Genomic DNA, 23,935 nt, shown 5'->3' with positions numbered 1-23,935 from the left:
TTGAGGTGAGTCGTCATCCTGGCGCCGTCCCGTGACGGACGCGGTTCACGGAGGTTTCCCGGGTGTAACGGGGCGTACGGTCGCGGGCACCGTCACGGGCACACCTTCGACCGTACGCCCCCGTACAGCCGCGCCTCACACATCCGCGTAAGCGGGCTCCCGCGCCGTCCGCGCCCCCGGCGCACCCGCCCCCGCGGGCCGGGCCGCCGCCGGGGTGCGGCGGAGGTATACGGCCCAGGTCACCGCCGAGCACAGGGCGTAGAAGGCGAGGAAGGAGACGAAGGCGGGGGTGCCGGAGTGGGCGCTGCCGAAGGACTCCCGGAAGGCCAGGTTGATGCCGAGGCCGCCGAGCGCGCCGACCGCGCCGATCAGCCCCATCGCCGCCCCGGACAGCCGCCGCCCGAAGGTCGCGGCCTCCTCGCCGGTGAGCCCCTGGGCTGCGGCCTTGGCCTGGAAGATGCCGGGGATCATCTTGTACGTGGAGCCGTTGCCGAGCCCGCTGAGGACGAAGAGGGCGATGAAGCCGGTGAGGAAGACGGGCAGCGACTTCTGCGCGGAGGCATAGACGACCACGAGCGTGGCGGCGGCCATCCCGGCGAAGTTCCACAGGGTGATCCGGGCGCCGCCGTGACGGTCGGCCAGCCTGCCGCCGACGGGGCGGATGAGGGAGCCGAGCAGCGGGCCGATGAACGTGAGCGAGGCGGCCTGCAGCGGGGTGCGGTCGAACTGGTTCTGCAGCACCAGACCGAAGGCGAAGCTGTAGCCGATGAACGAGCCGAAGGTGCCGACGTAGAGCAGCGACATGATCCAGGTGTGAGGGTCCCGGGCCGCCTCCCTGGCCGCCCCGCCGTCGTTCCGCACCGGCGCCAGGTTGTCCATGAAGAGCGCCGCGAGCACCCCCGCGACCACGATCAGCGGGAGGTAGACGGCCAGCACGAGCCGCGGGTGGGAGGCCCCGGCCGTGCCGATGACGAGCAGGCCGATCAGCTGGATGACCGGTACGCCGATGTTGCCGCCGCCCGCGTTGAGCCCGAGCGCCCAGCCCTTCTTGCGCAGCGGGTAGAAGGAGTTGATGTTGGTCATGGACGACGCGAAGTTCCCGCCGCCGATGCCGGTGAGCGCCGCGACCACCAGGAACGTGGTGTAGGAGGTGCCGGGCTCCATCACCGCGGCGGCCGCCCCCGCGGGCACCAGCAGCATCGCGGCGCTGATGATCGTCCAGTTGCGCCCGCCGAAGCGGGCCACGGCGAAGGTGTACGGGACGCGGAGGACCGCGCCGACCAGGGTGGGCATCGCGACCAGGAAGAACTTCCCGGCCGGGTCGACCCCGTACTCCGGCCCCATGAACAGGACCATCACCGACCACAGGCTCCAGATGGAGAAGCCGATGTGCTCGGAGAGGATGGAGAAGACCAGGTTCCGGGTGGCGATCCGCTCCCCCTTCTCCCGCCAGAACGTCTCGTCCTCCGGCTCCCACTCCTCGATCCAGCGGCCCCCCTTGCGGGCGGCTGCGGTAGTGGTCGGGCCAGTCATCACGCCTCCACGGTGCTCGGTGTCGCTGCCGACGGTAGGGATAGCGGATTACCGGGCTGTGGCGACAGGTGACCGCCACGAAACCTTGCTCTCACCCGCGGGGGCGGGGTGCGGTGAGGGGCGGGTTTGTCCCCCCTGCGGTGGAGTGGGGGCCAATGCGCACACCGCGTTGCGCATTCCCGGTACCGTACGCGGTGCACCACCCGCTCGCCCCGCCGGAGGATCGCATGAGCACCCAGCCGGACCACTCGTACGACCCGGTGACTCCGCAACCGGCCGCCACGCCCGAGGCGCTGCGCGCGGCGGTGGCGCAGGTCGCCCCCGGGTCACTGGCCGCATTCGACGCCGAGCGCGCGGAAGCCGTGCGGGAGGCCCGCGCCGAGGTGAGCGCGGACCCGCTGCGCAGCTTCACCGGACAATGGTCGGTCAACGTGGCGATTGCGCGTCACCCCGCGCGAGCTGCCCGTCTCCGTGAACTGGAAGCGCTGGCCTCGGGGACGGACGACCTCGTCCAGGCGCGCGAGGCCATCGCGGAGATCGGCCGGATCCTGGACGCCGCGTTCGCCGAGGCCGGAGTGAGGCGGGACAACGCGTGAGCGACGTATGGCGCTGGGCGTACGACCCCGACGAGACGCACGTCGTCGGCGGGCTGCCCGGTCACGTGATCAGCGAGGTCGAGTACATCGCGCATGAGCTGGTCGACCTCGCCACCATGGGTGTCGATGTGACCGACATCGGCAAAGGTCCTGAGTCGGGGAGTTCGGGCGGGCTGCGTCGTTTGCGCTTCCGCGGCGGCTGGCTGTACTTCATGGCCCTGGCACGCCTACGGCTCATCGTCATCACCCGCGTGATTCCGCCGTACGAACACCTCTAGAAGACACCAGGGCCCGCCTCCGGCCGGGGGCGGGCCCTTCGTATGCCTTCACGCGCCCTGATCCACGGGCTTCCCCAGCATTTTGTCAACGCCATTGACATACCCATGCGGCCCCGCCTATACCTCTGCCCATCGAAGCGCTTCGACGAACGTTGCACGTGCACATTCCTCCCAACCCTCCCGGAGGCAGTGGATGTTGACGGCACGGAGACGGACGAAACGACGGACGAGACGTACGGGGGCCGGAATCGCGGCCGCGCTCGCCGGGGCCCTGGTCCTGGCGGGGTGCGGGGGCGGTGGGGGCGAGGCCGGGGACGGCAAGACGCTCACGCTGTGGCACTACGAGGCGCCCAACGGCGCCATGGGCGCGGCCTGGAACCAGGCGATCGAGGAGTTCAAGAAGAGCCATCCGGGCGTGACGGTGAAGTTCGAGGAGAAGGGCTTCGAACAGATCCAGAAGACCGCCTCGATGGTGCTGGGGTCGGACAGCGCGCCCGACCTCATGGAGTACAACAAGGGCAACGCCACCACCGGGCTGCTGTCCAAGCAGGGGCTGCTCACCGACCTCTCCCCGGAGGTCACCAAGCGCGGCTGGGACAAGCCGCTCACGCCGGGGGTGCGCACCACCAGCCGGTACGACGCGCAGGGCGTGATGGGCTCCGGCAAGTGGTTCGGGGTGCCCAACTACGCCGAGTACACGATGGTCTTCTACAACAAGACCCTCTTCAAAAAGCACAAGGTGAAGGTCCCGACCACCTTCGCGGAGTTCACCGCCGCGCTGAAGTCGTTCAAGGGCAAGGGCGTCACCCCGCTCGCGAGCGCGGGCGCCGAATACCCCGCCCAGCAGTACGTCTACCAGCTGGCCCTCTCCAAGGCCGACCGCTCCTGGGTGGACGCGTACGAGCAGTACAAGGGCACGCCGGACTTCCACGACGCCGCCTGGACCTACGGCGCCACCACCTTCGCCGACTGGGTGAAGAAGGGCTACCTCGCGAAGAGTTCGAGCGGCGCCAAGGCCGAGGACGCGGGCGCGGCGTTCATCGCGGGGAAGTATCCGATGTTCTTCTCCGGCAGCTGGTGGTTCGGCCGCTTCAAGTCCGAGATCAAGGACGAGTGGGGCACGTTCCCCTTCCCCGGCTCGAAGCTCACCCTCGGCTCCGGCGGCAATCTGTGGGTCGTCCCCAAGGGCGCGAAGAACAAGCAGCTCGCGTACGACTTCATCGACATCACGATGAAGAAGGGCATCCAGAACACCCTGGGCAACAAGGGCGGCGTACCCGTGGCCGCCGATCCGGCCGCGATCACCGACCCCAAGGCCAAGAAGCTGATCGGGGACTTCACCGCCTACTCCGACGGCGACGGCCTCGCCTTCTACCCGGACTGGCCGGTGCCCGGCTTCTACGACACCCTCGTCTCCGAGACCCAGAAGCTGATGACGGGCAGCGCGAAGCCGGACGCCTATCTGGACGCGCTGCGGAAGGCGTACGAGGCGGGCGCGCCGAAGGGATGAACCGGCCGCGCGAGTACCCGTACACGCTCTTCCTGGTCCCCGGCGCGCTGGCGTTCCTCGCCGTCATCGTCGTCCCGTTCCTGATGAACACCGGGATCAGCCTCACCCACTGGCAGGGCGTCGGCACTCCGGAGTGGGCCGGGCTGGACAACTACCGGACGCTGCTGGACGACGACGCCTTCTGGGAGTCCTTCCGGCACAGCCTCGCCATGGTGGTGGCGATGGCGGCGATCCCGACCGCGCTCGGTCTGGTGCTGGCCGCCGCGCTGTTCGACTTCGTCGGCAAGCACTTCGGCTCCCGCACCGCGAGCGTCCTGCGCGCCTGCTTCTACCTTCCGCAGGTGCTGCCGATCGCGGTGGCGGGCATCGTCTGGAGCTGGATTCTGGCGCCCGACGACGGCGCGCTCAACGATGTGCTGAAGGCGGTCGGCCTCGGTTCGCTGCGCCACGACTGGCTGGGCGATCCGGACCTCGCGCTGTACAGCGTGATGGGCGTGATGGTCTGGGTCCAGCTGGGCTTTCCGCTGGTGGTGTTCATGGCGGGGCTGCAGCGCGTCGACCCGTCCCTGTACGAGGCGGCCGAGCTGGACGGCGCCTCGTGGTGGCGGCGGTTCTGGCATGTGACGCTGCCACAGATCCGCCCGGAGATCTCCGTCGTGCTGCTGTGGTGCACGATCGCCGCGCTCAAGGTCTTCGGCGCGGTGTACGTGCTCACCAAGGGCGGCCCGGGCGGGGCGACCAATGTGCCCTCGTACTTCTCGTTCCAGTCGTTCTTCGAGAAGACGCAGGTCGGGTACGGCTCGGCGGTCTCGACCGTGCTCACCGTGATCATCCTGGCGCTGGCCCTGGTCGCCCTGCGCCTCCAGACGAGGGCGGAGGACCGGGAGCGGTGAGGGCCCTCAGGCGATATCCGGTGCTGGCCGCGCTGATCGTGGCGGCCGTCCTCATGGTGCTGCCGTTCCTGGTGGTCGCCGTCAACGCGGTCAAGTCGCCCGCCGAGTACTCCTCGAACGGGCCGCTGAGCCTGCCCGAGGGGCTCTATCTGGACGGGATCGAAGACTTCTGGGAACGCGTCGACTTCGGGCAGAAGCTGATCAACTCCGTGCTGATCTCGGGCTCGGTGGCGGTCGGCGCCGCGGTGCTGTCCGTACTCAACGCGTACGCGATCGGCATCGGCCGGGTGAAGGGCCGCCCCTGGGTGCTGGCCTTCTTCGTGCTGGCGAACATGCTGCCGCAGGAGGCGCTGGTCTACCCCGTCTACTACCTGTCGAAGCAGGTGGGGCTGTACGACACCCGGCTGAGCGTGATCATCGTCTTCATCGTGATCCAGGCCGCGTTCGGCACGTATCTGCTCTCCTCCGTCCTCGGCGCCTTCCCCAGGGAGATCATCGAGGCGGCGCGGATCGACGGCGCGAACAAGTGGCAGGTGCTGTGGCGGGTGGTGGTGCCGGTCAGCCGCCCGACCATCGGGGTGCTGCTGGTGTTCTTCTTCATCTGGACCTGGAACGAGTTCCTGCTGCCGCTGGTGATGCTGATCTCCAACGACAACCAGACGGTGTCCGTCGCGCTCGGCGTCCTCCAGGGCCAGCGGCTGATGGACGCCACCATGACGAACGCGGCCGCGCTGCTCGGCGTGCTCCCCGCGGTCGTCTTCTTCCTGATCTTCCAGCGGACCCTGACCCGCGGCATCGCCGCGGGCGCGGTCAAGTGACGAGGAGGGCCCGTACGTGAAGTTCAGCGACGGCTACTGGCTGCTGCGCGAGGGCGTCCAAGCCGCCCACCCCGCCGGGGTCCTCGACGTGGAGACCGGCCCGGGCCGGCTCACCGTGCACGCCCCCACCCATCCGGTGCACCGCCGCGGCGATCTCCTCAAGGGCCCGGTGCTCACCCTGACCTGCACCGCGCCGCTGCCCGGCGTGATCGGGGTCCGGCTGACCCACTTCGCGGGCGGTGCGGACCGGGGCCCGTCGTTCGAGCTGGCCGACGGCTCGTACGGGGAGGTGTCCTGCGACGAGGACGAGGCCCGGCTCGCCTCCGGCGCGCTCACCGTACGCGTCGCCCGCACCGGCCCCTGGCGCGTCGCCTTCGAGGCGGACGGGCGCCCGCTCACCGCCAGCGGGCCGAAGGACGCGGGCATCATGGAGACCGCCGACGGCCGCCACTATCTGCGCGAGCGGCTCGTCTTACGCGTCGGCACCTCCGCGTACGGCCTCGGCGAGCGCTTCGGCCCGCTGGTGAAGAACGGCCAGACCGTCGACATCTGGAACGCCGACGGCGGCACCGCCACCGAACAGGCCTACAAGAACATCCCGTTCTACCTCACCGACGCGGGCTACGGCGTCTTCGTCGACCACCCCGGCGAGGTCTCCTTCGAGGTCGGTTCGGAGGCGGTCTCCCGCGTCCAGTTCAGCGCCGAGTGCCAGGAGCTGACGTACTACGTCATCCACGGGCCCACCCCGAAGGACATCCTGCGTACCTACACCGCCCTCACCGGCCGCCCCGCGCTGCCGCCCGCCTGGTCCTTCGGGCTGTGGCTGTCCACCTCCTTCACCACCTCCTACGACGAGGAGACGGTCACCGGCTTCGTCGACGGCATGGCGGAGCGGGAACTGCCGCTGTCCGTCTTCCACTTCGACTGCTTCTGGATGCGCGAGCACCACTGGTGCGACTTCACCTGGGACCCGCGCGTCTTCCCCGACCCGGCGGGCATGCTGCGGCGGCTGCGCGAACGGGGGCTGCGCGTCTGCGTCTGGATCAACCCGTACATCGCGCAGCGCTCCCCGCTCTTCGCCGAGGGCAAGGCGGCCGGTCATCTCCTCAAGCGCCCGGACGGCTCGGTGTGGCAGTGGGACCTGTGGCAGCCCGGCATGGCCCTGGTCGACTTCACCAGCCCCGCCGCGCGGGCCTGGTACGCGGAGAAGCTGACCGCGCTGCTCGACATGGGCGTGGACTGCTTCAAGACCGACTTCGGCGAGCGGGTGCCGCTGGACGTGGTCTACGCGGACGGCTCCGACCCCGAGCGGATGCACAACTACTACACCCACCTCTACAACCGCACCGTCTTCGAGGCGCTGCGCGAGCGGCGGGGCGAGCGCGAGGCCGTCGTCTTCGCGCGCTCCGCGACCGCGGGCGGCCAGCAGTTCCCGGTGCACTGGGGCGGCGACTGCGAGTCCACGTACGAGGCGATGGCCGAATCGCTGCGCGGCGGGCTCTCCCTCGGGCTGTCCGGCTTCGGCTTCTGGAGCCATGACATCGGCGGCTTCGAGGGCACCCCCGACCCCGCGCTCTTCAAGCGGTGGATCGCCTTCGGGCTGCTGTCCTCGCACAGCAGGCTGCACGGATCGTCCTCGTACCGCGTGCCGTGGCACTTCGACGAGGAGTCGGTCGCGGTGCTGCGCTTCTTCACCCGGCTGAAGCTGCGGCTGATGCCGTACCTGTACGAGGCGGCGCGGCAGGCGCACGGCGAGGGCGTGCCGGTGATGCGCGCCATGGTCCTCGAATTCCCCGGCGACCCGGGGTGCGCGGGTCTGGAACGGCAGTACATGCTCGGCGGGGATCTGCTGGTCGCGCCGGTCTTCGACGACGAGGGCGAGGTCGCGTACTACGTACCGGAGGGGGTGTGGACGCATGTGCTCAGCGGCCGGACCGTACGCGGCCCGCGCTGGGTGCACGAGCGGCACGGCTTCCTGAGCGCGCCGCTGCTGGCCCGGCCGGGCGCGGTGATCCCGTTCGGCGCGGCGTACGACCGGCCGGACGCCGACTGGGCGGACGGCGTCACACTGCGGGTGTACGAACCGTCCGCCCTGCCCGGCACCGGGGTCACCGTGCGGGTCCCGGCCCCGGACGGCTCGACGGCCGTCGCGTTCACCGTCGTACGGGACGGGGACACGCTGCGCGCCGAGGCCGACCGGGCCGGGCGCGGGGCCTCGGCGCCCTGGCGGGTGGAGGTGGTGGGCGGGCCGTCCGCCGACGCGGAGGCGGGGACGACCGCCCTCGCCCTGCGGCTCAGCAGCGACGGGGCTTGAGCCAGGCGCACTCAAGTTCCGTTTCCTGTGCGCCTCGTACGGTCCGGGGGCGCACCGGCTCGGTCCCGTCCGCGCCGGATTTCGCCAGCGTCACGACGATCGCGTCCTCCAGGCTCTTCACGGAGGGGGCGAGGAAGTTGTTGAGGACGACGCTGTAAACCAGCTCCCGGCCGTCCGCGTCGGTGACATACCCGGAGAGCCCGGAGGCGCCGGTCAGGGAGCCGGTCTTGCCGCGCGCGTTGCCCTCGGCCGGGGTGCCGCACATGCGCGAGCGCAGCGTGCCGCCGGTGAAGCGGTCCGGGGCGCAGGCCACCGGGAGCGAGGCGTACCAGTCCGCGTACCAGGGCTGTTGGCGGACCGTCAGCAGCAGCTCGGTGAGCTGCCCGGCCGCGATGTTGTCCATCCGGGACAGCCCCGACCCGTCGACCTGGCGCGCCGCGCCGGTGTCCACGCCCTGCTTCTTGAGGTAGTCGGCGATGGCGGCCAGCCCCGCGCTCCAGGTGCCGCGCCCGGCAGTCTCGTAGCCGATGGCCTTGGTGAGGACTTCGGCGTGGATGTTGTTCGACAGCTTCATGAACGGGATCAGCAGCTTCTTGAGCGGCATCGAGCGGTGCGCGGCGAGCGGGCGCGCGTCCTGCGGGGTGGCCCGGCCGAGCCTCGTGGCCCCCGCGACCCGCACCCCGTGCCGCTTCAGCGCGTCGGCGAACACGGCGGTGGCGTACCCGGTGGGCTCCCAGACGCTGACCCACTCCTTGGCGGTCTGTGCACCGGGCGCGATGGCGCCGCTGACGGTGATGGTGTTGGTGCCGTGTCCGCGTTCGACGGTGAGAGCGCCGCCGCTTCCGGTGGTCGCCCGGTTGTCGATCCGTACGTACCCGGTCCCGGGCGTGACCGTGACCTTCGGCCGCTCCCCCTGCGCCGCGCCCGGCGCGACCTCGACGATGACGCTGCCCGCGTCGTAGTCGGTGTCGGGGGCGAGGGTGAGCGGGGAGATCTGCGCCGCGTAGTACGAGGACTCGTCGTCGGCCGCCCAGGAGCGGCCCGCGCGCTGCGCGTCGAACCGGGTGTCGTCGGCGACCAGCCGCCCGGTGACCCGGGTGATCCCCGCGTCGGCGATGTCCTTGGCCAGCCGGTCGTAGTCCGCGGCGAGCATCGTCGGATCGCCGGTGCCCCGCAGATACAGATCCCCGCGCAGGGTGCGGCCGTGGCGGGTGCCGTCGCCCAGGACATCGGTCCGGAACGTGTGGTCGGGCCCGAGTAACCCCATGGCGGCGGCCGAGGTGAACAGCTTGGTGTTGGAGGCGGGCATCAGCCGGTCGTCGGCCCGGTGCCGGTACAGCATGTCGCCGGAGTCGGCGTCGGCCACCACCACCCCGGCGGCGCCGCCCTTCAGCAGGGGGTCGTCAAGAACGCTGTCGAGTGCTGTGCCGAGCCCGCCACCCCGCGAGGCATCCGCCCCGGCCGGTGAACTCCAGGTGAGGGTGGCGATCAGCCCGATGACGAGGGGCCAGGCCCAGGCGCGCGCACGGCGGTTTGCAGGTCTGCTCATGCCACGGGAGGATTCCGTAACCCACCGCTTCGCGACAGAGCGCCCGAAGGTGGCAACCGAAGTTCCACGACGAGAGGTTACGTATCCATTCCAGCGGCATGCCCGGAGCCGATCTGCTGTGCATCGCGATCGGCCTGTTCGTCTACGTATTCGCTCTGCGCGACGCCCGGCTGGTGTGGCGGCTGCGCCGCGAGGGGGTGCGTACCGAGGGGGTCGTGGTCGCCAAGGTCATCGGCCGCCGGAGCCGGGACCGGAACCCGATCCAGACGCCGGTCATCAGCTTCCACGACCACCGGGGCCACGATGTGCGGTTCACCCCCGCGGCCTCGGGGTTCGGGCTGGGGCTGGCGATGGGACGCCGGGTGAACGTGATGTACCTGCCGGGCGAGTCGCAGCGGGCCCGGGTATGGATGCGGCGCCACATACTCGTCCCGATGATGGGCATGGCGCTGTGCGGCACGCTCTTCCTCGGCTTCGGCCTGGCGATCGCCTTCGACTGACGGACGATCGCGTACGGACGATCGCGGTGCGGACGGGGGCGTACGGACGGTCGCGTACGGGCGGGGGCGCGGCGGGCAGCCCGCCAAGTGGCGCGGGCGCAAGGTCACCCCGACGGCGTGAACTCCACGACCGTCAGCCGCGAGCGGCGCGCGACCCTGACGTCAGCCGCTCTCCGCACCGGGCACAGCGCTGAGCGCGAGGCTGCCGGGGAGGGCGGCGACGGCCTCGCGGAGGCGGGCGGCCAGCTCCCGCGCCGCCGGGGGCGCGGTGACGACCGCCTCGTCCGCGCCATCCGGCACCCGCGCCACCCAGCCCGCGACGGCGCAGCGGTGCGCGGCGATCAGCATGTCCACGGCCAGCCGGGGCCGTACGTCGCCCCCGCCCCCCAGACCGAACCTGCGGCGCAGGATCTCCAGCGCCTCCTGCGTCGTGGCCTCGCAGAACTGCAGGCCGTGCGCGGCCATCGAGGGCGTCCGCTCGGCCAGTCGGCGGCTGAGCAGGACCCGGCGGGCCCAGCCCTCGTCGGCCATCCGGTCCAGCGCGGCCAGCAGCGCGTCCCGCCCCAGCTCCACCAGCGTCCGTGGGCCCGGGCCCACGGACTCCAGCTCCTCCAGGAAGGCCCGCCAGAGGTCCTGTTCGGGGGCCATCGCGACGTCTTCCTTGCTGGTGAAGTTCCGGAAGAAGGTGCGCTTGGAGACCTCCACCTCCTCGCACAGCTCATCCAGCGTGACACCGCCGAAGCCGCGCTCGGTGAACAGCTCCAGCGCGGTGTCGATCAGCGCCTGACGGGTGCGCCGCTTCTTGCGTTCGCGCAGGGACGGGGCGGGGGCGGCAGTCACGACGCCTAGTGTAACGCGGACGCGAAAGCGAATGCCACTTGCGCGCTTACGCCACTCAGTGGCATAACTGAGTCCTCGCCCCCGCCGGAAAGGTCAACGCCCCATGCGCGCCCTGCTCGTCGACAGCTCCGCCCCCTCCGGTCTCCGTCTCGGCGAGACCGCCGACCCCGAGCCCGCCCCGCACGAGGCGCTGGTCCGGGTGACCGCCACGTCCCTCAACTACGGCGAGACCGCCCACCGGACCGAGGCCCCTGATGGCACGGTGCTCGGCTGGGACGCCGCCGGGGTGATCGAACGCGCCGCCGCCGACGGCTCGGGACCCGCCGCCGGAACGCCCGTCGTCACGATCGGCGAGGCAGGCGGATGGGCCGAGCTGCGGGCCGTGCACACCGGCCTGATCGGCATCCCGCCCACAGGCGCCGACCCCGCCGCTCTCAGCACCCTCCCGGTCGCGGGCGCCAGCGCGCTGCGTGCCCTGCGCCGGATCGGCGACACCCTCGGCCGCCGCATCCTGGTCACGGGCGCCACCGGCGGCGTCGGCCGGTACGCCGTCCAACTCGCCCGCCTCGGCGGCGCGTACGTCATCGCCACCACCGGCGACCCGGCGGCGCACGGCGACGCCCTGCGCGCCCTCGGCGCCCACGAGGTGATCGCGTCCCCGGAAGAGGCCGACGGCCCGGTGCACGGCGTGGTGGACCTAGTCGGCGGCCCCCAGCTTGTAGCGGCGTACGACACCCTCGCCGCCCACGGCACCCTGGTCTCCGTCGGCCATGTGACGGGCCAGCCCGAGACCTTCCCCTTCGGCGCCCTCTACGGAAACGCGGGCCGCCACGACCGCTCGATCGTCACCTTCTACCTGCTGGAGCGCCCCGACGTCGGCCCGGACCTGACCTGGCTCGCGGAACGCGTCACCTCGGGCGACCTGGACCCGCAGATCTCCTGGCGCGGCGGCTGGGACCGCGCCGGTGAAGCCGTCGCGACCCTCCTGGAACGCCGCCTCCACGGCAAGGCCGTCCTCGACATCAGCTGACCGCCGACGCCCGACGTCACCGCACCATGACCGTCAGGACCGGCGCCTCCGGCGAGGACTGCGCGGTACCCACCGCCCGGTATCCCCACGACACGTAGAGGGCCCGCACCTTCCCGTCCTGGTTGAGCGGGTTCACCATCAAGGACGCCTGCGTCTCGGCCCGCCCGGCCAGGAGGGCGTCATGCAGCCTGCGGGCGACCCCCTGCCCGCGCCACCGCCGACGAACCATCATCTCCTTCACCGCGACCGTGGAAGCCGCCGAGATGACCGGCTCGGGCTCCGGGGAGGTACGGCGCCACCAGCGGTCATCCGCTCCGGCGAGCCGGTTGGCATAGATGTAGCCGACGGGCTCGCCCGAGCCGTACGCCACCACGGCCTCCCAACCCGGCTCGGCGGCATGCCGGTGCAACCGCTCCCCGAACGCCTCCGGGTCGTAGTGCGGCAGGTGGAGCTTGTGCGCCCAGCACTCCGTATAGACGCCCATCAGGTCATCCCACACGGCCTCCACGTCCCCGATCCGGACGAGACTCACGCTGCCTCTCTCCACCGCTGCTCCCCAAGCCGTAGACCGGACCGTCAACCGGGCAGGGCCCCGGTGCGGGCCGCGAATTCCCGTACGCCCGGCACCCGGGCGGGCTGGTACAGCAGGTCCGCCGTCAGGGCCCGCAGCGCGGGCCGCCGCACTTCCTGCGGCGCCTCCCGCTCCACTCTGCGGAGCGCCGCGAAGGTCTGTGGCTGATCGCCGAGGGCATGCCACATGCGGGCCGTATCCGTCCAGGCGCGGGCGCGGCGCTCCGCCGTAGGCATGCGGTCGATGTCCAGCCGTGCGGCGACCTTCACACCCTCGTCGGGCGTGCCGAGCGCGTTGAGCACGCCGATCCGGTACACGTCCACCTGCGTCCGGCTGACGTCGACGGTGAACAGCCCCGGCACCGCCTGGCGCCGCTCCGCCTCCTCCTGCGCCTCGTCCAGCAGGCCCAGCGCCGTGGCACGGTCCCTGCCGGTGGCTGCCGTGTACGCGGCCGTCAGCATCAGCGTCGTACGCACAGCCCCGGTCGCGGACCGGCCGACATCCAGATCGGCCGCCTCCTGGCCGAGCAGCCGCACGGCGGCCGGGGAGCGCCCCGACCGCCGCATGGTGATCGCGAGCACCCGGGAGGCCTCACCGATCGGCACCGGATGGCCACTGGCCCGGGCCGTGGTCAGCGCACGGTCGGCGGCCACCCAGGCCGCGTCGTTGTGCTGTTTGAGCGCCAGCTCGGCAGCCAGCACGTAGACCCGCGCAAGCCCCACACCCGCCTGCTCCCGCGCCCGCCCGCTCGACACGTCCCGCGTCGCCGAAGCCACGGCGAGCAGACCCGGGAGCGCGCGCCCGAGAGAGCTATAGCGCGCGGCACAGAAGTCCGCCCGCGCGGCCGCCACCCGCTGAACGAGGCGGCCCACCGGAACCGGGGCAACGGAGGGAATCCGGAAGAGCGCGTCCTCAAGACCGGCCGCCGGATCGAACGAACCGGACGCGGCACCGGCCGGAGCGACCCCGGCAACGACCGTTGTCCCAGCCGCCAACACACCGGTGAGCAGTTCTCTACGACGCACCGCATCCTCCTCGTCCGATGGCCGCTCCACCGTATCGACCGCGGACCCGTCCGGCACGGGAGTCGCGGTCAGCCGGTCGAGTGGGAGGTTCAAGACCGCCGCGAACCGCGCCAGCGCGGAGTAGTCGAGCCGCATGCGGCCGGACTCGATCCGGGAGACGGCCGACGCGGAGTAACCACACGCCTGTCCGACTTGCGCCTGGGTGAGGCGAGCGGCGCAGCGGGCGCCGCGAAGGATCGACCCGATGTCAACTCTCGCTGCACCAGCGCCCATAGGTACCTCCTGCGGAACAACAGGACACATGACGCTAGCGGTACCAGGGGCGAGCGGGGAGGGCGTGCGGAAGCACGCCCTGTGCGGGTTCGGCACACGGTGTGCGGCCCACTCGCCTCACACTTCCGCACGAGGCGGTGTACCGCGATGGTGATGCCACGCCCGGCGGCAAGTCGGGCGTTTCCCCATCCACCAGAAGGCCGACCGAGATGGCGACAACGATGATCAGCAAGCCCTCACCGCTCACCCCCACCGGCACAGGCCATCCGGCCTACGCCCAGTCGCTCCCGTGCACCGAGGAGTCCGTAGCCCTCGCGCGCCTGTCCGTCACCGCGACCCTGCGCGCCTGGGGGCTGGAAGACCTGGTGGACGACGCCCGCCTGATCGCCTCCGAGCTGGCCACCAACGCGATCCGGCACGCCACCCGCTACAACCCCGACCCCGCACAGCGCGGCCGCTTCCGCCTCAAGGTCGAACGCCCCGGCGATCACCTGGTACGGATCTCGACCTTCGACCGGTCCCGCGCCGTTCCGCGCGTCGTCCAGGCGAGCGAAACGGCCGAGTCCGGGCGCGGCATGGCGGTGGTGGACGCCGTCTCCACCCGGTGGGGGATCGACCGCAAGCCGTGGGGCAAGGGCGTCTGGGCGGAGTGCGCCATCCCGCCACTCCGCCCCTGGGGCCTGCGACGACTCGGCCCGTACCCCACGGCGGCGCAGATGCCGTTCACCTCCATCACTCTCGACCCGGACACCCAGACCGGCGTGTTCCGCGACCGTGACGGTCTGGTGGTCGAGATGGGCAGGCACGGCACCAGCTCCGCCACATCAACGTCGACCGTGACGAACCTGGACTCGCGCAACGACGCGGGCTCCGACCAGGACTCGCAGCAGGACTGACAGCCGTGATGACCGACACGAGCCCCGTCCTGGTGGTCACGGAACCGCTCGACATCACCGCCGACATGGTGATCACCCATCTCAACGAGCGCGGTGTCCCCGTGGCCCGCTTCAACCCCGAAGACCTCCCGGCCGGAGAGCTGACCGTCTCGGCCCGGTTCGACGGCTCCCCGGCCTCCACCCCGGTGGCCGGGCAGCTCCGTACCCCGTCGAGGACCGCCGACCACAAACCACCCAGCTCGCCACAGCCGTACGCAACCGATTGTCCTGGCGTGAAAACGCCTCTCTCTTCAGCCACGGTTGCCGCTACCCTCCCGGGGCAACCTACGCGAACCAGGCCATCGGGGGAGCCCATGCGTATCGGTTTGACGGTCCGGGCCGACGAGCGGAACCTGTCTCCGGGCGCGGACACCGCCGGTGCCGGACCCGACGATCTACGACGCTGGCTGGCCGGTCAGCCGGGACTGCGTGGCAGGGTGCGCAGAGCCACCGGCTCGGGCCCGCCAACGGGCACCATGGGCGCGGGGACGGACGTGATCGTCGCACTTCTGGAGCCCGGCGGCGTCGCCACGGTACTGGCCGGAGCCGTGGTGACCTGGCTGCAGACCCGCCGTGGGGACCAGACCGTCACCATCACGCGCCCCGACGGTACGGAGATCTCCGTGAGCTCCACGGAGGTCGGACCGCTCGACGCACAACAGGCGAGTGAGCTGGCGGAGCGGCTCGCGGCCGCCCTCGAACCGGACGCGCGCCCCCCGGAGGCCGGAGGCGGGGAGCCGTCCGACGGTGTGCCACCGGCGTCATGACCGACGCCCGACCCCTGCCCGGCACGCCCCCGTCCCCGACCGGTCTGGCCACGCCGGGGGCCCGCGCGGTGCTGGTCGGCACCGGTGACCATGTACCGGGTTCCCTGCTGCCGGCCCTGCCGAGCGTCGGGACCACACTCGACGATCTGGAGCGGGTGCTGCGCGACGTCTGCGACATGACCCACATCCACCGGGTTCCGGCGGGCGCCGCACAGGCGGAAGTCGTGGCCGCCGTAGAGGACGCCGTCGCCGACGCCACCGGGCCGGTTCTCTTCACGTACGTGGGCCACGGCATCCTCGGCCCGGGGGACGAGCTCTACCTCGCCACGCACGCCAGCCTGGCCGACGACCGGATTTCCGGCTCCGTCGCCTACCGGACCGTCAAGGATCTGCTCAGCGGCGCCCTGGGCGGCAGCGTGGTCGTGCTCGACTGCTGCTTCTCCGGCCGTGCCACAGCCCCGGACGGAGGCGAACGCTCCCCGTACGCCTCCGCACGCCCGGACGGCAGCTTCCTGCTCACCTCCGCCTCGCAGTTCGCGCTCTCCTTCGCTCCCGAGGGCGACCGGCACACGCTGTTCGGCGGGCGGCTGCTGCGGCTGCTGGAGGACGGCGACCCGGGCGGCCCGCCCTGGCTGACGGTCGACTACCTGCACGGAGCGCTGGACCGGGCGTTCCGGGACGGGCTGGTACGTCCGCACGGGCAGAGCGAGGGCAGGCTCGGCGGGCTCGTGGTGGCCCGCAACTCCGCCTACCGCGCCGACGCGGTGCCGCCCGGCGAACCACCGGCCGATGTGCCGTGCCCGTACCCGGGCATGCGGTCGTTCGGGGCGGCCGATCAGGAGTGGTTCTTCGGGCGCGAAAAGCTGACCGAGCGACTCGTGACGGCCGTCTGCGATCCGGCACGCGAGCACCCGCTCGTGCTGGTGGGCGCGTCGGGCTCGGGCAAGTCGTCACTGCTGGGCGCGGGGATGCTGGCGGATCTGGAGGCCCGGCACGGTTCCGGAGGGGACGCGGTCCCTTGGCCCGCGCTGCTGCTGCCGGCCCCGGGCGCCGACCCGCTGGAGGCCCTTGCCGAACGCTGGGCGCGGACCACGGGACGGCGGCGGGAGGAGGTACGGGACGCCTTCGAGGAGGGGCGGTTCCCCGGGCCGGAGCCCGGTCGCCGGGCCTGCCGGCTGCTCGCGGTCGACCAGTTCGAGGAGGTCTTCACCCGTTGCGAGGATCCCGAGCGGCGGAGCCGCTTCATCCAGTTGCTGTGCGGCCGACGGGACGGCCCGGGCGACCGGCCCACGGTGGTCCTGGCACTGCGCGCCGATCACTACGGCGACTGTCTGGCCCACCCGGAGCTCGTCGACGCCCTGGACCACGGACAGTTCACCGTGGCGCCGATGGGCCCGGGCGCCCTCCGCGCAGCGATCGAGCGCCCGGCCGCGCGGGCGGGCCTCACCCTGGAGGACGGTCTCGTCGACCGGCTGCTGTCGGACCTGCGGCGGGGCGGCGGGAACGGCGCAGACCGCGGCGGCCCCGTTCCTCGCCCACGCCCTTGTGGAGACGTGGCGGGAGCGCAGCGGCGCGGTGCTGACCCTGGCCGGCTACCAGCGCACGGGCGGGATCTGGCAGTCCGTGACCACCTCGACCGACGCGCTGTACCAGGCGCTGCGGGAACCCGAGCGTCACGTCCTGCGCCGTCTGCTGCTGAACATGGTGCACCTCACCCCGGCCGGCGAGGTGGTGCGCCGCGAGATCGACCCGGCGGACCTGCTGAAGGACGGGAGCGCCGAGGACGTACGGACGGTCTGGGACCATCTGGTCCGCACCCGGCTGGTCACCGTCGACCACGACGGCGCACGGTTCTCCCACGACGCGCTGCTGCACGCCTGGCCCACGCTGCGCTCGTGGATCCTCGACGCCCGCGCCGATCTGCTGGAGCATCAGCGGCTCACGGAGTCCGCCGCGATCTGGAAGGAGCGCAAGCGCAACCCCCACTACCTCTACACCGGTTCACGTCTGGAGCAGGTCCGCGCGCGCCTTGATCCGGAGCGGGCCGGGGATCCGGAGCGGGCCGGGAACACCCCCGGAATCGCGCTCACCGCCATCGAGCGGGAGTTCCTGGCGGCCGGGGCCGAGTCCGCACGGCGCGGCCGCCGCCTGCGCAGGATGTGGCGCGGCGTGGCCGCCTGCGTCGCGCTGCTGCTCGTCGCGATCGGCACATTTGCGTACATCGAACGGGGCGAGTCCCGAAAGAAGGCGGACGAACTGGCCTCCAAGCGCGTCGCCGCCCAGGCCGGCGCGCTGCGGGGCCAGGACCCGGTGACGGCGCTCGACCTGAGCCTGACCGCCTACCGCCGCTCGCCCACGGTCGAGGCTCGGTCCGCCTTGCTGCAGTCGGCGCTCTCCCTCACCCCGCCGGTGCCGTTGCGGGGACACACCGGCGAGGTGATCAACCTCGCGTACCGGGCGGACGGAAAGGTGCTGGCCAGTTCCTCGACCGACCGCACGGTCCGCCTGTGGCACACGGCCAACCCGTACCGCCCGGCGCCGGGTTCCGTGCTGAAAGTGGGCGGGCCTCCGGCCCTCGCGTGGCATCCGGACGGCCGCCTCCTCACCGCGAGCACCAGGGAGGCACTGTACGTCTGGGACGTCCGCGACGCCCGGCATGCCCGGCGCCTCGCCCGGGTGCCGGTGCGGGACGGCCGCGTCTTCGCGGCGGCCCTCAGCCCGGACGGCCGCACTCTCGCGGTCGGCGCGGAGCACGGCCGGGTGTGGTTCTGGGACCTGCGCGACCCCCGGCATCCGGTCCGCACCGTGGTGGCGGGCTCGCGTCGCGGCAAGCCCGTGGAGGCCGTCGCCTTCCAGCCCGGCGGCAAGGTCATGGCCGCGGCGGTGGGCGACGGCACCGTACAGCTGTGGAACACCCCGGAGGCACACCGCCCGAAGCCGGGCACGGTCATACGGGACGCCCGCGTGCTGTCCCTTGCCTTCACCCCGGACGGACGGCGGCTGGCGGGCAGCGGGGCGTCGGGTGAGGTGGCCGTCTGGAAGGTGACCGACCCGAGGCGCCCCCACCGATACCCCGGTACGGAACCGGTCACCGGAAAGGTCCTGTCGTCGATCGCCTTCAGCCCGGACGGTCAATTCGCGGCGGCTTCGTCATGGGACGGCACACCACACCTTTTCACCGTGCGTGACGAGACGACCACCTACGAGCCGCTGCTGCCGTCTGCCACGCTGCCCCGCACGGGCAAGGCCGCCGAGAAGGACCTGTCCCTCGCCTACCGGCCGGACGGACGCGGCATCGCCGTCGGCGGCTCCGACGGCCTCGTCTCCCAGCACCACCGACGAGGCCGGTTCGGTCAGCGGCTCCCACTCCGACCCGCGAGGGCGGTTCATCGCCACCTCGGTCGGCGACCGTACGCACATCTGGCGGCTCGGCGAACCGGGCAAGCCTCCCACCGAGGCCGCCGTACTCCCCCGGTCCTGGAACAAGGCACGCTTCCTGCCGGGGGGACACACGCTGATCGCCCAGACCGCGGACTGGAAACGGCTGAAACTCTGGGACTTCCGGGGCGGCCGGCTGCGCCCCGGGTACGAGTTCCGCCCCGCGGCGCGTACGGAAGACTCCATGACCTTTGCCGCAGCCTCCCGGGACGATCTGCTGGCCGTGGCCGACCCGTCTACACGCACCGCGACCATCTGGGACATCCACAGTGCGGCGCGGCCGAAGCGGCTGAGCAGCCTGCCTGTCCCCAAAACGGGGTTCGACCTGGCCTTCTCCGGCGGTGCCCGGGTCTTCGCCGTGCTGTCCTACACGGCCCAGTTGTGGGACCTCGCCGATCCCCGGCACCCACGGCGCGCGTCCCGCGTCGGCGCCAAGTACAAGGACGTGCCCATGGGGATCAGCTCGAACGACGGGCGGCGGGTGCTGGTCACCGACACCAGGGCGGGCGGGGCGGAACGGGCCCATGTGTGGTCCGTCTCCGCACGGGGCACGTCACGCAGGCTCGGCACGGTCGACGGGGAAGCCCTGGGGCTCCACCTCATTTCCGGCCGTCTGCTGGCGGGCATCTCCTCGTCAGGACGGCCCGCCCTGTGGTCCCTGGACCGTCTGGGGACCACGGTCCCCCTGCCGGGCCCGCTCGGCGCCATGAACCAACTCGCCTCCGACGGCACCCTGCTGGTCGCGTGGGAGAGGTACGGAGGGCTGGGGCTCTGGCGGCTGGCGGCCGGCGATTCGCCTCCCGGTGACGCGGAGCTCCTGGCCCACACCTCCGGTTCCGGCGTGGTCAAGGACTTCACCGAGCAGGGGGACGCCATGGTCATGTCCCCGTCCTCCCCGCTGGCCGCGCTGGGAGCGGGGACGGTCCTGGTGAGCGTCGACTTCCCCCGGCTGGCCAGGACGCTCTGCGCGGTCCGCCGCGCGGCGACCCCGGACGACCGCTGGCACCGGCTCTTCCCGGACCTCGACTACCGGGACCCCTGCGGCTGACGGGCACCGGGCCCGGACACGACGAAGGCCCCGCCGGGTGGCGGGGCCTTCGTCGTACATGGGATGAGTGGAGATGGCGGGAATCGAACCCGCGTCCAACGGTGCGGAATCAGGGCTTCTCCGAGTGCAGTCCGCTGCGATTTTCTCGGCCCCGGAGATCACGCGGACAAGTCTCCGACGGGCTCAGTCACTGTTTGATTTCCCACTGGACCCCGTGACCGGGTCTAGTGGTTTAGTTCCCTAGTCGATGCCAGGATCCGGGTCGGGAACAGCCCCGGGCTGACACTTCGCAAGTCGCTACTTAGGCAGCGAGGGCGAAGGAATCGCGCTTGGTATTGGCGATTATTGTTTGCGACATATGGTTAACGAGATCATTGCCGCTTCCTCGACTCGCTTCCCCTGCTTCGACAGCCGCTGTCGAAACCGATCATCCCCATGTTGATTTTTCAATAGGTGGTGCTACCGCGCCCTCGGAGGGGCACGGCGTCCATCATAGGTGAACAACGCACGACGGGGCCACATCATTCCCGCCGGGCGGCGTCCGAGGTCAGACTCGGCCGCGCTCGCGGCGGCGGGCCGCCGAGATCACCCGGTCGGTCTCGCGGCGGTCCTGCTTCTCGCGGAGGGTCTGCCGCTTGTCGTAGTCCTTCTTGCCCTTGGCGAGCGCGACCTCGACCTTGGCGCGGCCGTCCCTGAAGTACAGGGACAGCGGCACGATGGTGTGGCCGCTCTCCTGGGTCTTGTGGATCAGCTTGTCGATCTCCGCCCGGTGCAGCAGCAGCTTGCGGCGGCGGCGCGCCGAGTGATTGGTCCACGTCCCCTGGCTGTACTCGGGGATGTGGACGTTGTGCAGCCACGCCTCGCCCTTGTCCAGCTGTGCGAAGCCGTCCGCGAGCGAGGCACGTCCCTGGCGCAGCGACTTCACCTCGGTCCCGGTCAGCACCAGACCGCACTCGTAGGTGTCCAGGATGTGGTAGTCGTGCCGCGCCTTCTTGTTCTGCGCGATCAGTTTGCGACCCGTCTCTTTAGCCATAGCGAGGTCATTCTCGCCTAGGACCCGCCCCCGAGGCCACTCAATACGGTTCTGGCGCGCGCCTCGGCGCTCGGGCCGCCGTCGCCGTGGACCGTGAGGTCGGGTGCGATGCCCGCGCCGTCGACGTTGCGGCCGGCCGGGGTGCGGTAGTGGCCGACGGTCAGCTCGGCGACCGAGCCGTCGGCGAGCTTGCTGGGCATCTGCACCGAGCCCTTGCCGAAGGTGCGGGAGCCGACGACGACGGCGCGGCCGCGGTCCTGGAGGGCTCCGGTGAGCAGTTCGGCGGCGCTCATGGTGCCGCCGTCGACGAGGACCACCAGCGGGCTGCGGGTGTCGCCGCCGGGCCGGGCTTCCAGGACGCGCTGCTCGCCCCGTACGTCGTACGTGGCGACGAGGCCGCCGTCGAGGAAGGAGGAGGCGGTGGTGACGGCCTCGGTGACCAGGCCGCCGGAGTTGCCGCGCAGGTCGAGGAGGATGCCGTCGCCCCGGGGTACGTGCCGCACCGCGCGGCGCACCTCCTCGCCGGTGCCCTTGGTGAAGGAGTCGACCTTGATGCGGACGGCGCCCGGCCGCCGGTCGCCGACGCGGTCGACGGTGACCGGCTCGGTGGCCAGCCGCGCCCGGTGCAGGGTCTGCCGCCACCGGTTGCCGTCGCGCTCCAGGCCGAGCGTCACCGGGGTGCCCGCCGAGCGGTCGCCGTGTCCGCGCAGCCGGGCGACGACCTCGGTGACGGGGCGGCCGGTGGCCTCCATACCGTCGACGGTCAGCAGCCGGTCGCCGGAGCGCAGCCCGGCCCGGTCGGCGGGGCTGCCGGACTGGACGTGATCCACTTCGATCCGGCCGCCGGTCGCGACCCGCGCGGAGAGCCCGACGCCGACGTAGGCGCCGTCGAGGTGCTGGCGGAATCCTTCGTACTCACGGGCGCTGTAGACCGCGCCCCACCGGTCGCCGCTGCGGCTCACCACGTCACGGGCGGCCTGCGAACCGGACTTACCGTCCTCCTCGGCCGCTGCTGCCGCCGCCTCGACCTGGTCGCTCTCGACGGAGCCGGCGGCGACCGGGCGGATCGGTATCCGCGTGGCCGGCGAGCCCCGGTCGGCGGCCCGGGCGGGACCATCCGCGCCCCATGAGCCGGTGGCGGCGCCGGTGGCGAGCACGCTCACGAAGACCAATGTCAGGGCGGCCCCGTGGCGAATGCGGCGGGGATGGACGAACAAACACGGGCCCGACATGCCGGTGAGTGTAGGGCAAGCCCGGGCGCCGTACGCCGCGTTGTGAGGTACGGCGCCCCAGGCGAATGTCACACCTTGAGGTACTTGCGGAGCGCGAAGAACGCCGCGAGGGCGGGCATGAGCAGCCCGATGGCCAGCACCAGCGGCAACTTGGCCAGCACCGCGTCCCAGCCGATGAAGTTGATCACGTCGATCTGGCCCGCGAGCCAGTTGTCGACCAGGAAGTACTGGCCGCTGACGAGGAGTACGCAGGCGAAGCCCGCGCCCATCAGCCCCGCGATGGCGGCCTCCATGATGAACGGCATCTGGATATAGAAGCTGGACGCGCCGACGAGCCGCATGATCCCGGTCTCCCGGCGGCGGCTGAACGCCGACACCCGGACCGTGTTCACGATCAGCATCAACGCGACCACCAGCATCAGCGTCATCACACCGAGCGCCGCGTAGTTCATGCCGTTGAGCAGATTGAAGAGATCGTCGACCAGGGCCTTTTGGTCCTGTACCTCCTGCACCCCGGGCCGGGCGGCGAAGGCGGTGGAGATGACGTCGTACCGCGTCGGGTCCTTCAGCTTGATGCGGTAGGACTCCTGCATCTGGTCCGGGGTCAGCGAATCGGCGAGCGGTGAATCGCCGAACTGCTCCTTGTAGTGCTTGTACGCCTGCTCACTGGTCTCGAACTGAACCGAGTCGACGATGTTCATCTGGTTCAGTTCGGAGCGGATCTCCTTCTTCTGGACCTCGGTGGCCGCGCCCTTCGCGCAGTTGGCCGATGACTCCTTGTCGTTCTTGTTGCAGAGGAAGATCGAGACGTTGACCTTGTCGTACCAATAGCCCTTCATCGTGCTCACCTGCTGGCTCATCAGCAGGGACCCGCCGAACAGGGCGAGGGAGAGGGCAACGGAGACGATCACCGCGAAGGTCATCGTGAGATTGCGGCGGAGACCGACGCCGATCTCCGACAGGACGAACTGGGCGCGCATGGCGTCCTTTCAGTGCTGGTAGCCGTAGACGCCGCGGGACTGGTCGCGGACGAGACGGCCCTTCTCAAGTTCGATCACGCGCTTGCGCATCTGGTCCACGATCTGCTGGTCGTGCGTGGCCATGACGACCGTGGTGCCGGTCCGGTTGATCCGGTCCAGCAGCTTCATGATCCCAACGGAGGTCTGCGGGTCCAGGTTGCCCGTCGGCTCGTCGGCGATCAGCAGCATCGGACGGTTCACGAACGCGCGCGCGATGGCCACGCGCTGCTGCTCACCACCGGACAGCTCACCGGGCATCCGCTCGTCCTTGCCGCCCAGCCCCACCAGGTCGAGCACCTCGGGCACCGTCTTGCGGATCGCGCCGCGCGGCTTGCCGATCACCTCGAGCGCGAAGGCGACGTTCTCACCCACCGTCTTGTTGGGGAGCAGCCGGAAGTCCTGGAACACCGTGCCCAGCTGGCGGCGCATCTGCGGCACCTTCCAGTTGGACAGCCGCGCGAGATCCTTGCCCAGCACATGGACCGCGCCGTGGCTCGCCCGCTCCTCGCGGAGCAGCAGCCGGAGAAAGGTGGACTTTCCCGATCCCGAGGAGCCCACCAGGAAGACGAACTCGCCCTTCTCGATCTCCAGCGAGACATCCCGGAGTGCGGGACGGGTCTGCTTGGGGTAAGTCTTGGATACGTTGTCGAATCGGATCACTGATGCACCACGGTGACCTGGGTAGCGGTACGGGCTGCCGCCGGAGCGGCTCCCGTCGGTGAGCGTGACCATA

The 23,935-nt window shown here is 71.3% G+C and carries 20 protein-coding genes, 1 other RNA gene and 2 pseudogenes; 13 read left to right on the top strand and 10 right to left on the bottom strand.

The features are described 5' to 3' along the window. Nucleotides 1-135: 135 nt before the first annotated feature. Nucleotides 136-1,533: a nitrate/nitrite transporter gene (locus ABZ370_RS40205; protein WP_358632229.1), complete on the bottom strand. Its 1,398-nt coding sequence runs from the start codon at nucleotides 1,531-1,533 to the stop codon at nucleotides 136-138. A 227-nt stretch (nucleotides 1,534-1,760) separates the two neighbouring features. Here ABZ370_RS40205 and ABZ370_RS40200 point away from each other — a divergent pair, with 227 nt between their 5' ends. The 6 genes from ABZ370_RS40200 (at nucleotide 1,761) to yicI (ending at nucleotide 7,942) form a co-directional block, all read left to right on the top strand. Then, nucleotides 1,761-2,129 (top strand): DUF6247 family protein, encoded by a 369-nt coding sequence (locus tag ABZ370_RS40200; RefSeq protein WP_358632227.1) that lies wholly within the window; start codon nucleotides 1,761-1,763, stop codon nucleotides 2,127-2,129. Next, a complete protein-coding gene (locus tag ABZ370_RS40195) occupies nucleotides 2,126-2,407 on the top strand; it encodes a hypothetical protein (protein WP_358632224.1) in 282 nt (93 codons plus the stop codon). Before ABZ370_RS40200 ends, ABZ370_RS40195 begins: the two co-directional genes overlap by 4 nt. A gap of 193 nt (nucleotides 2,408-2,600) precedes the next feature. Continuing rightward, nucleotides 2,601-3,917, top strand: coding sequence for an extracellular solute-binding protein (locus ABZ370_RS40190; protein WP_358632221.1), 1,317 nt, complete (start codon nucleotides 2,601-2,603; stop codon nucleotides 3,915-3,917). Then, nucleotides 3,914-4,810 carry a sugar ABC transporter permease gene (locus ABZ370_RS40185; RefSeq protein WP_358632218.1) on the top strand — a complete coding sequence of 299 codons (897 nt, stop codon included), beginning with the start codon at nucleotides 3,914-3,916 and terminating at the stop codon, nucleotides 4,808-4,810. Before ABZ370_RS40190 ends, ABZ370_RS40185 begins: the two co-directional genes overlap by 4 nt. A 53-nt stretch (nucleotides 4,811-4,863) precedes the next feature. After that, nucleotides 4,864-5,628, top strand: coding sequence for a carbohydrate ABC transporter permease (locus ABZ370_RS40180; RefSeq protein ID WP_358632244.1), 765 nt, complete (start codon nucleotides 4,864-4,866; stop codon nucleotides 5,626-5,628). A gap of 16 nt (nucleotides 5,629-5,644) precedes the next feature. Beyond that, complete coding sequence (gene yicI, locus ABZ370_RS40175; RefSeq protein WP_358632215.1) at nucleotides 5,645-7,942, top strand: alpha-xylosidase; 2,298 nt, start codon at nucleotides 5,645-5,647, stop codon at nucleotides 7,940-7,942. Here yicI and dacB read toward each other — a convergent pair. Then, nucleotides 7,923-9,491: a D-alanyl-D-alanine carboxypeptidase/D-alanyl-D-alanine-endopeptidase gene (dacB, locus tag ABZ370_RS40170; RefSeq protein WP_358632212.1), complete on the bottom strand. Its 1,569-nt coding sequence runs from the start codon at nucleotides 9,489-9,491 to the stop codon at nucleotides 7,923-7,925. The genes yicI and dacB overlap by 20 nt on opposite strands. Nucleotides 9,492-9,589: 98 nt before the next feature. Here dacB and ABZ370_RS40165 point away from each other — a divergent pair, with 98 nt between their 5' ends. Then, nucleotides 9,590-9,991 (top strand): DUF3592 domain-containing protein, encoded by a 402-nt coding sequence (locus tag ABZ370_RS40165; protein WP_358632210.1) that lies wholly within the window; start codon nucleotides 9,590-9,592, stop codon nucleotides 9,989-9,991. 162 nt (nucleotides 9,992-10,153) lie between these two features. Here ABZ370_RS40165 and ABZ370_RS40160 read toward each other — a convergent pair whose 3' ends face one another. Further along, a complete protein-coding gene (locus tag ABZ370_RS40160; protein ID WP_358632207.1) occupies nucleotides 10,154-10,831 on the bottom strand; it encodes a helix-turn-helix domain-containing protein in 678 nt (225 codons plus the stop codon). A 103-nt stretch (nucleotides 10,832-10,934) separates the two neighbouring features. Here ABZ370_RS40160 and ABZ370_RS40155 point away from each other — a divergent pair, with 103 nt between their 5' ends. Continuing rightward, entirely contained in the window at nucleotides 10,935-11,861 is a 927-nt protein-coding gene (locus ABZ370_RS40155) for a zinc-binding dehydrogenase (RefSeq protein WP_358632204.1), read from the top strand. Nucleotides 11,862-11,877: 16 nt separating this feature from the next. Here ABZ370_RS40155 and ABZ370_RS40150 read toward each other — a convergent pair whose 3' ends face one another. After that, a complete protein-coding gene (locus tag ABZ370_RS40150; protein WP_358632201.1) occupies nucleotides 11,878-12,393 on the bottom strand; it encodes a GNAT family N-acetyltransferase in 516 nt (171 codons plus the stop codon). 44 nt (nucleotides 12,394-12,437) lie between these two features. Then, nucleotides 12,438-13,730 carry a helix-turn-helix transcriptional regulator gene (locus ABZ370_RS40145; RefSeq protein WP_358632198.1) on the bottom strand — a complete coding sequence of 431 codons (1,293 nt, stop codon included), beginning with the start codon at nucleotides 13,728-13,730 and terminating at the stop codon, nucleotides 12,438-12,440. A gap of 209 nt (nucleotides 13,731-13,939) precedes the next feature. Between ABZ370_RS40145 and tgmA the strand changes: the two genes are divergently transcribed. The 5 genes and pseudogenes from tgmA to ABZ370_RS40120 all read left to right on the top strand — a co-directional run bounded on the left by tgmA (nucleotide 13,940) and on the right by ABZ370_RS40120 (nucleotide 19,918). Continuing rightward, on the top strand, nucleotides 13,940-14,626 hold the full coding sequence (gene tgmA / locus ABZ370_RS40140; RefSeq protein ID WP_358632195.1) for a putative ATP-grasp-modified RiPP: 687 nt from the start codon (nucleotides 13,940-13,942) through the stop codon (nucleotides 14,624-14,626). Nucleotides 14,627-14,634: 8 nt separating this feature from the next. Continuing rightward, nucleotides 14,635-15,432: a hypothetical protein gene (locus tag ABZ370_RS40135; protein WP_358632192.1), complete on the top strand. Its 798-nt coding sequence runs from the start codon at nucleotides 14,635-14,637 to the stop codon at nucleotides 15,430-15,432. Next, nucleotides 15,429-16,916: pseudogene (locus ABZ370_RS40130) on the top strand (hypothetical protein); the annotation flags it as partial. The gene ABZ370_RS40135 and the pseudogene ABZ370_RS40130, both read left to right, overlap by 4 nt. 61 nt (nucleotides 16,917-16,977) lie before the next feature. Beyond that, nucleotides 16,978-18,594 (top strand): annotated as a pseudogene (locus tag ABZ370_RS40125) (WD40 repeat domain-containing protein); the annotation flags it as partial. 460 nt (nucleotides 18,595-19,054) lie between these two features. Further along, nucleotides 19,055-19,918 (top strand): hypothetical protein, encoded by an 864-nt coding sequence (locus tag ABZ370_RS40120; RefSeq protein WP_358632249.1) that lies wholly within the window; start codon nucleotides 19,055-19,057, stop codon nucleotides 19,916-19,918. Between the two features lie 65 nt (nucleotides 19,919-19,983). Here the strand turns inward: ABZ370_RS40120 and ssrA are convergent. The 5 genes from ssrA to ftsE form a co-directional block, all read right to left on the bottom strand. Continuing rightward, nucleotides 19,984-20,353: a transfer-messenger RNA gene (gene ssrA, locus ABZ370_RS40115) on the bottom strand. Between the two features lie 112 nt (nucleotides 20,354-20,465). Then, complete coding sequence (smpB, locus tag ABZ370_RS40110; RefSeq protein ID WP_358632189.1) at nucleotides 20,466-20,951, bottom strand: SsrA-binding protein SmpB; 486 nt, start codon at nucleotides 20,949-20,951, stop codon at nucleotides 20,466-20,468. A gap of 17 nt (nucleotides 20,952-20,968) precedes the next feature. Beyond that, entirely contained in the window at nucleotides 20,969-22,183 is a 1,215-nt protein-coding gene (locus tag ABZ370_RS40105; protein ID WP_358632186.1) for a S41 family peptidase, read from the bottom strand. 68 nt (nucleotides 22,184-22,251) lie between these two features. Continuing rightward, the gene (gene ftsX, locus ABZ370_RS40100; RefSeq protein WP_358632183.1) at nucleotides 22,252-23,163 is read right to left on the bottom strand and encodes a permease-like cell division protein FtsX; all 912 of its coding nucleotides are present in this window, start codon (nucleotides 23,161-23,163) and stop codon (nucleotides 22,252-22,254) included. A 9-nt stretch (nucleotides 23,164-23,172) separates the two neighbouring features. Then, nucleotides 23,173-23,862: a cell division ATP-binding protein FtsE gene (gene ftsE, locus ABZ370_RS40095; protein ID WP_201857601.1), complete on the bottom strand. Its 690-nt coding sequence runs from the start codon at nucleotides 23,860-23,862 to the stop codon at nucleotides 23,173-23,175. Nucleotides 23,863-23,935 lie beyond the last annotated feature (73 nt).

Origin of the sequence: Streptomyces sp. NPDC005962, from assembly GCF_040629205.1 — a bacterium.
Lineage (GTDB): Bacteria > Actinomycetota > Actinomycetes > Streptomycetales > Streptomycetaceae > Streptomyces.
Note: the sequence above shows the minus strand (reverse complement) of the source record. Positions and strands in the feature narration are given on the sequence as shown.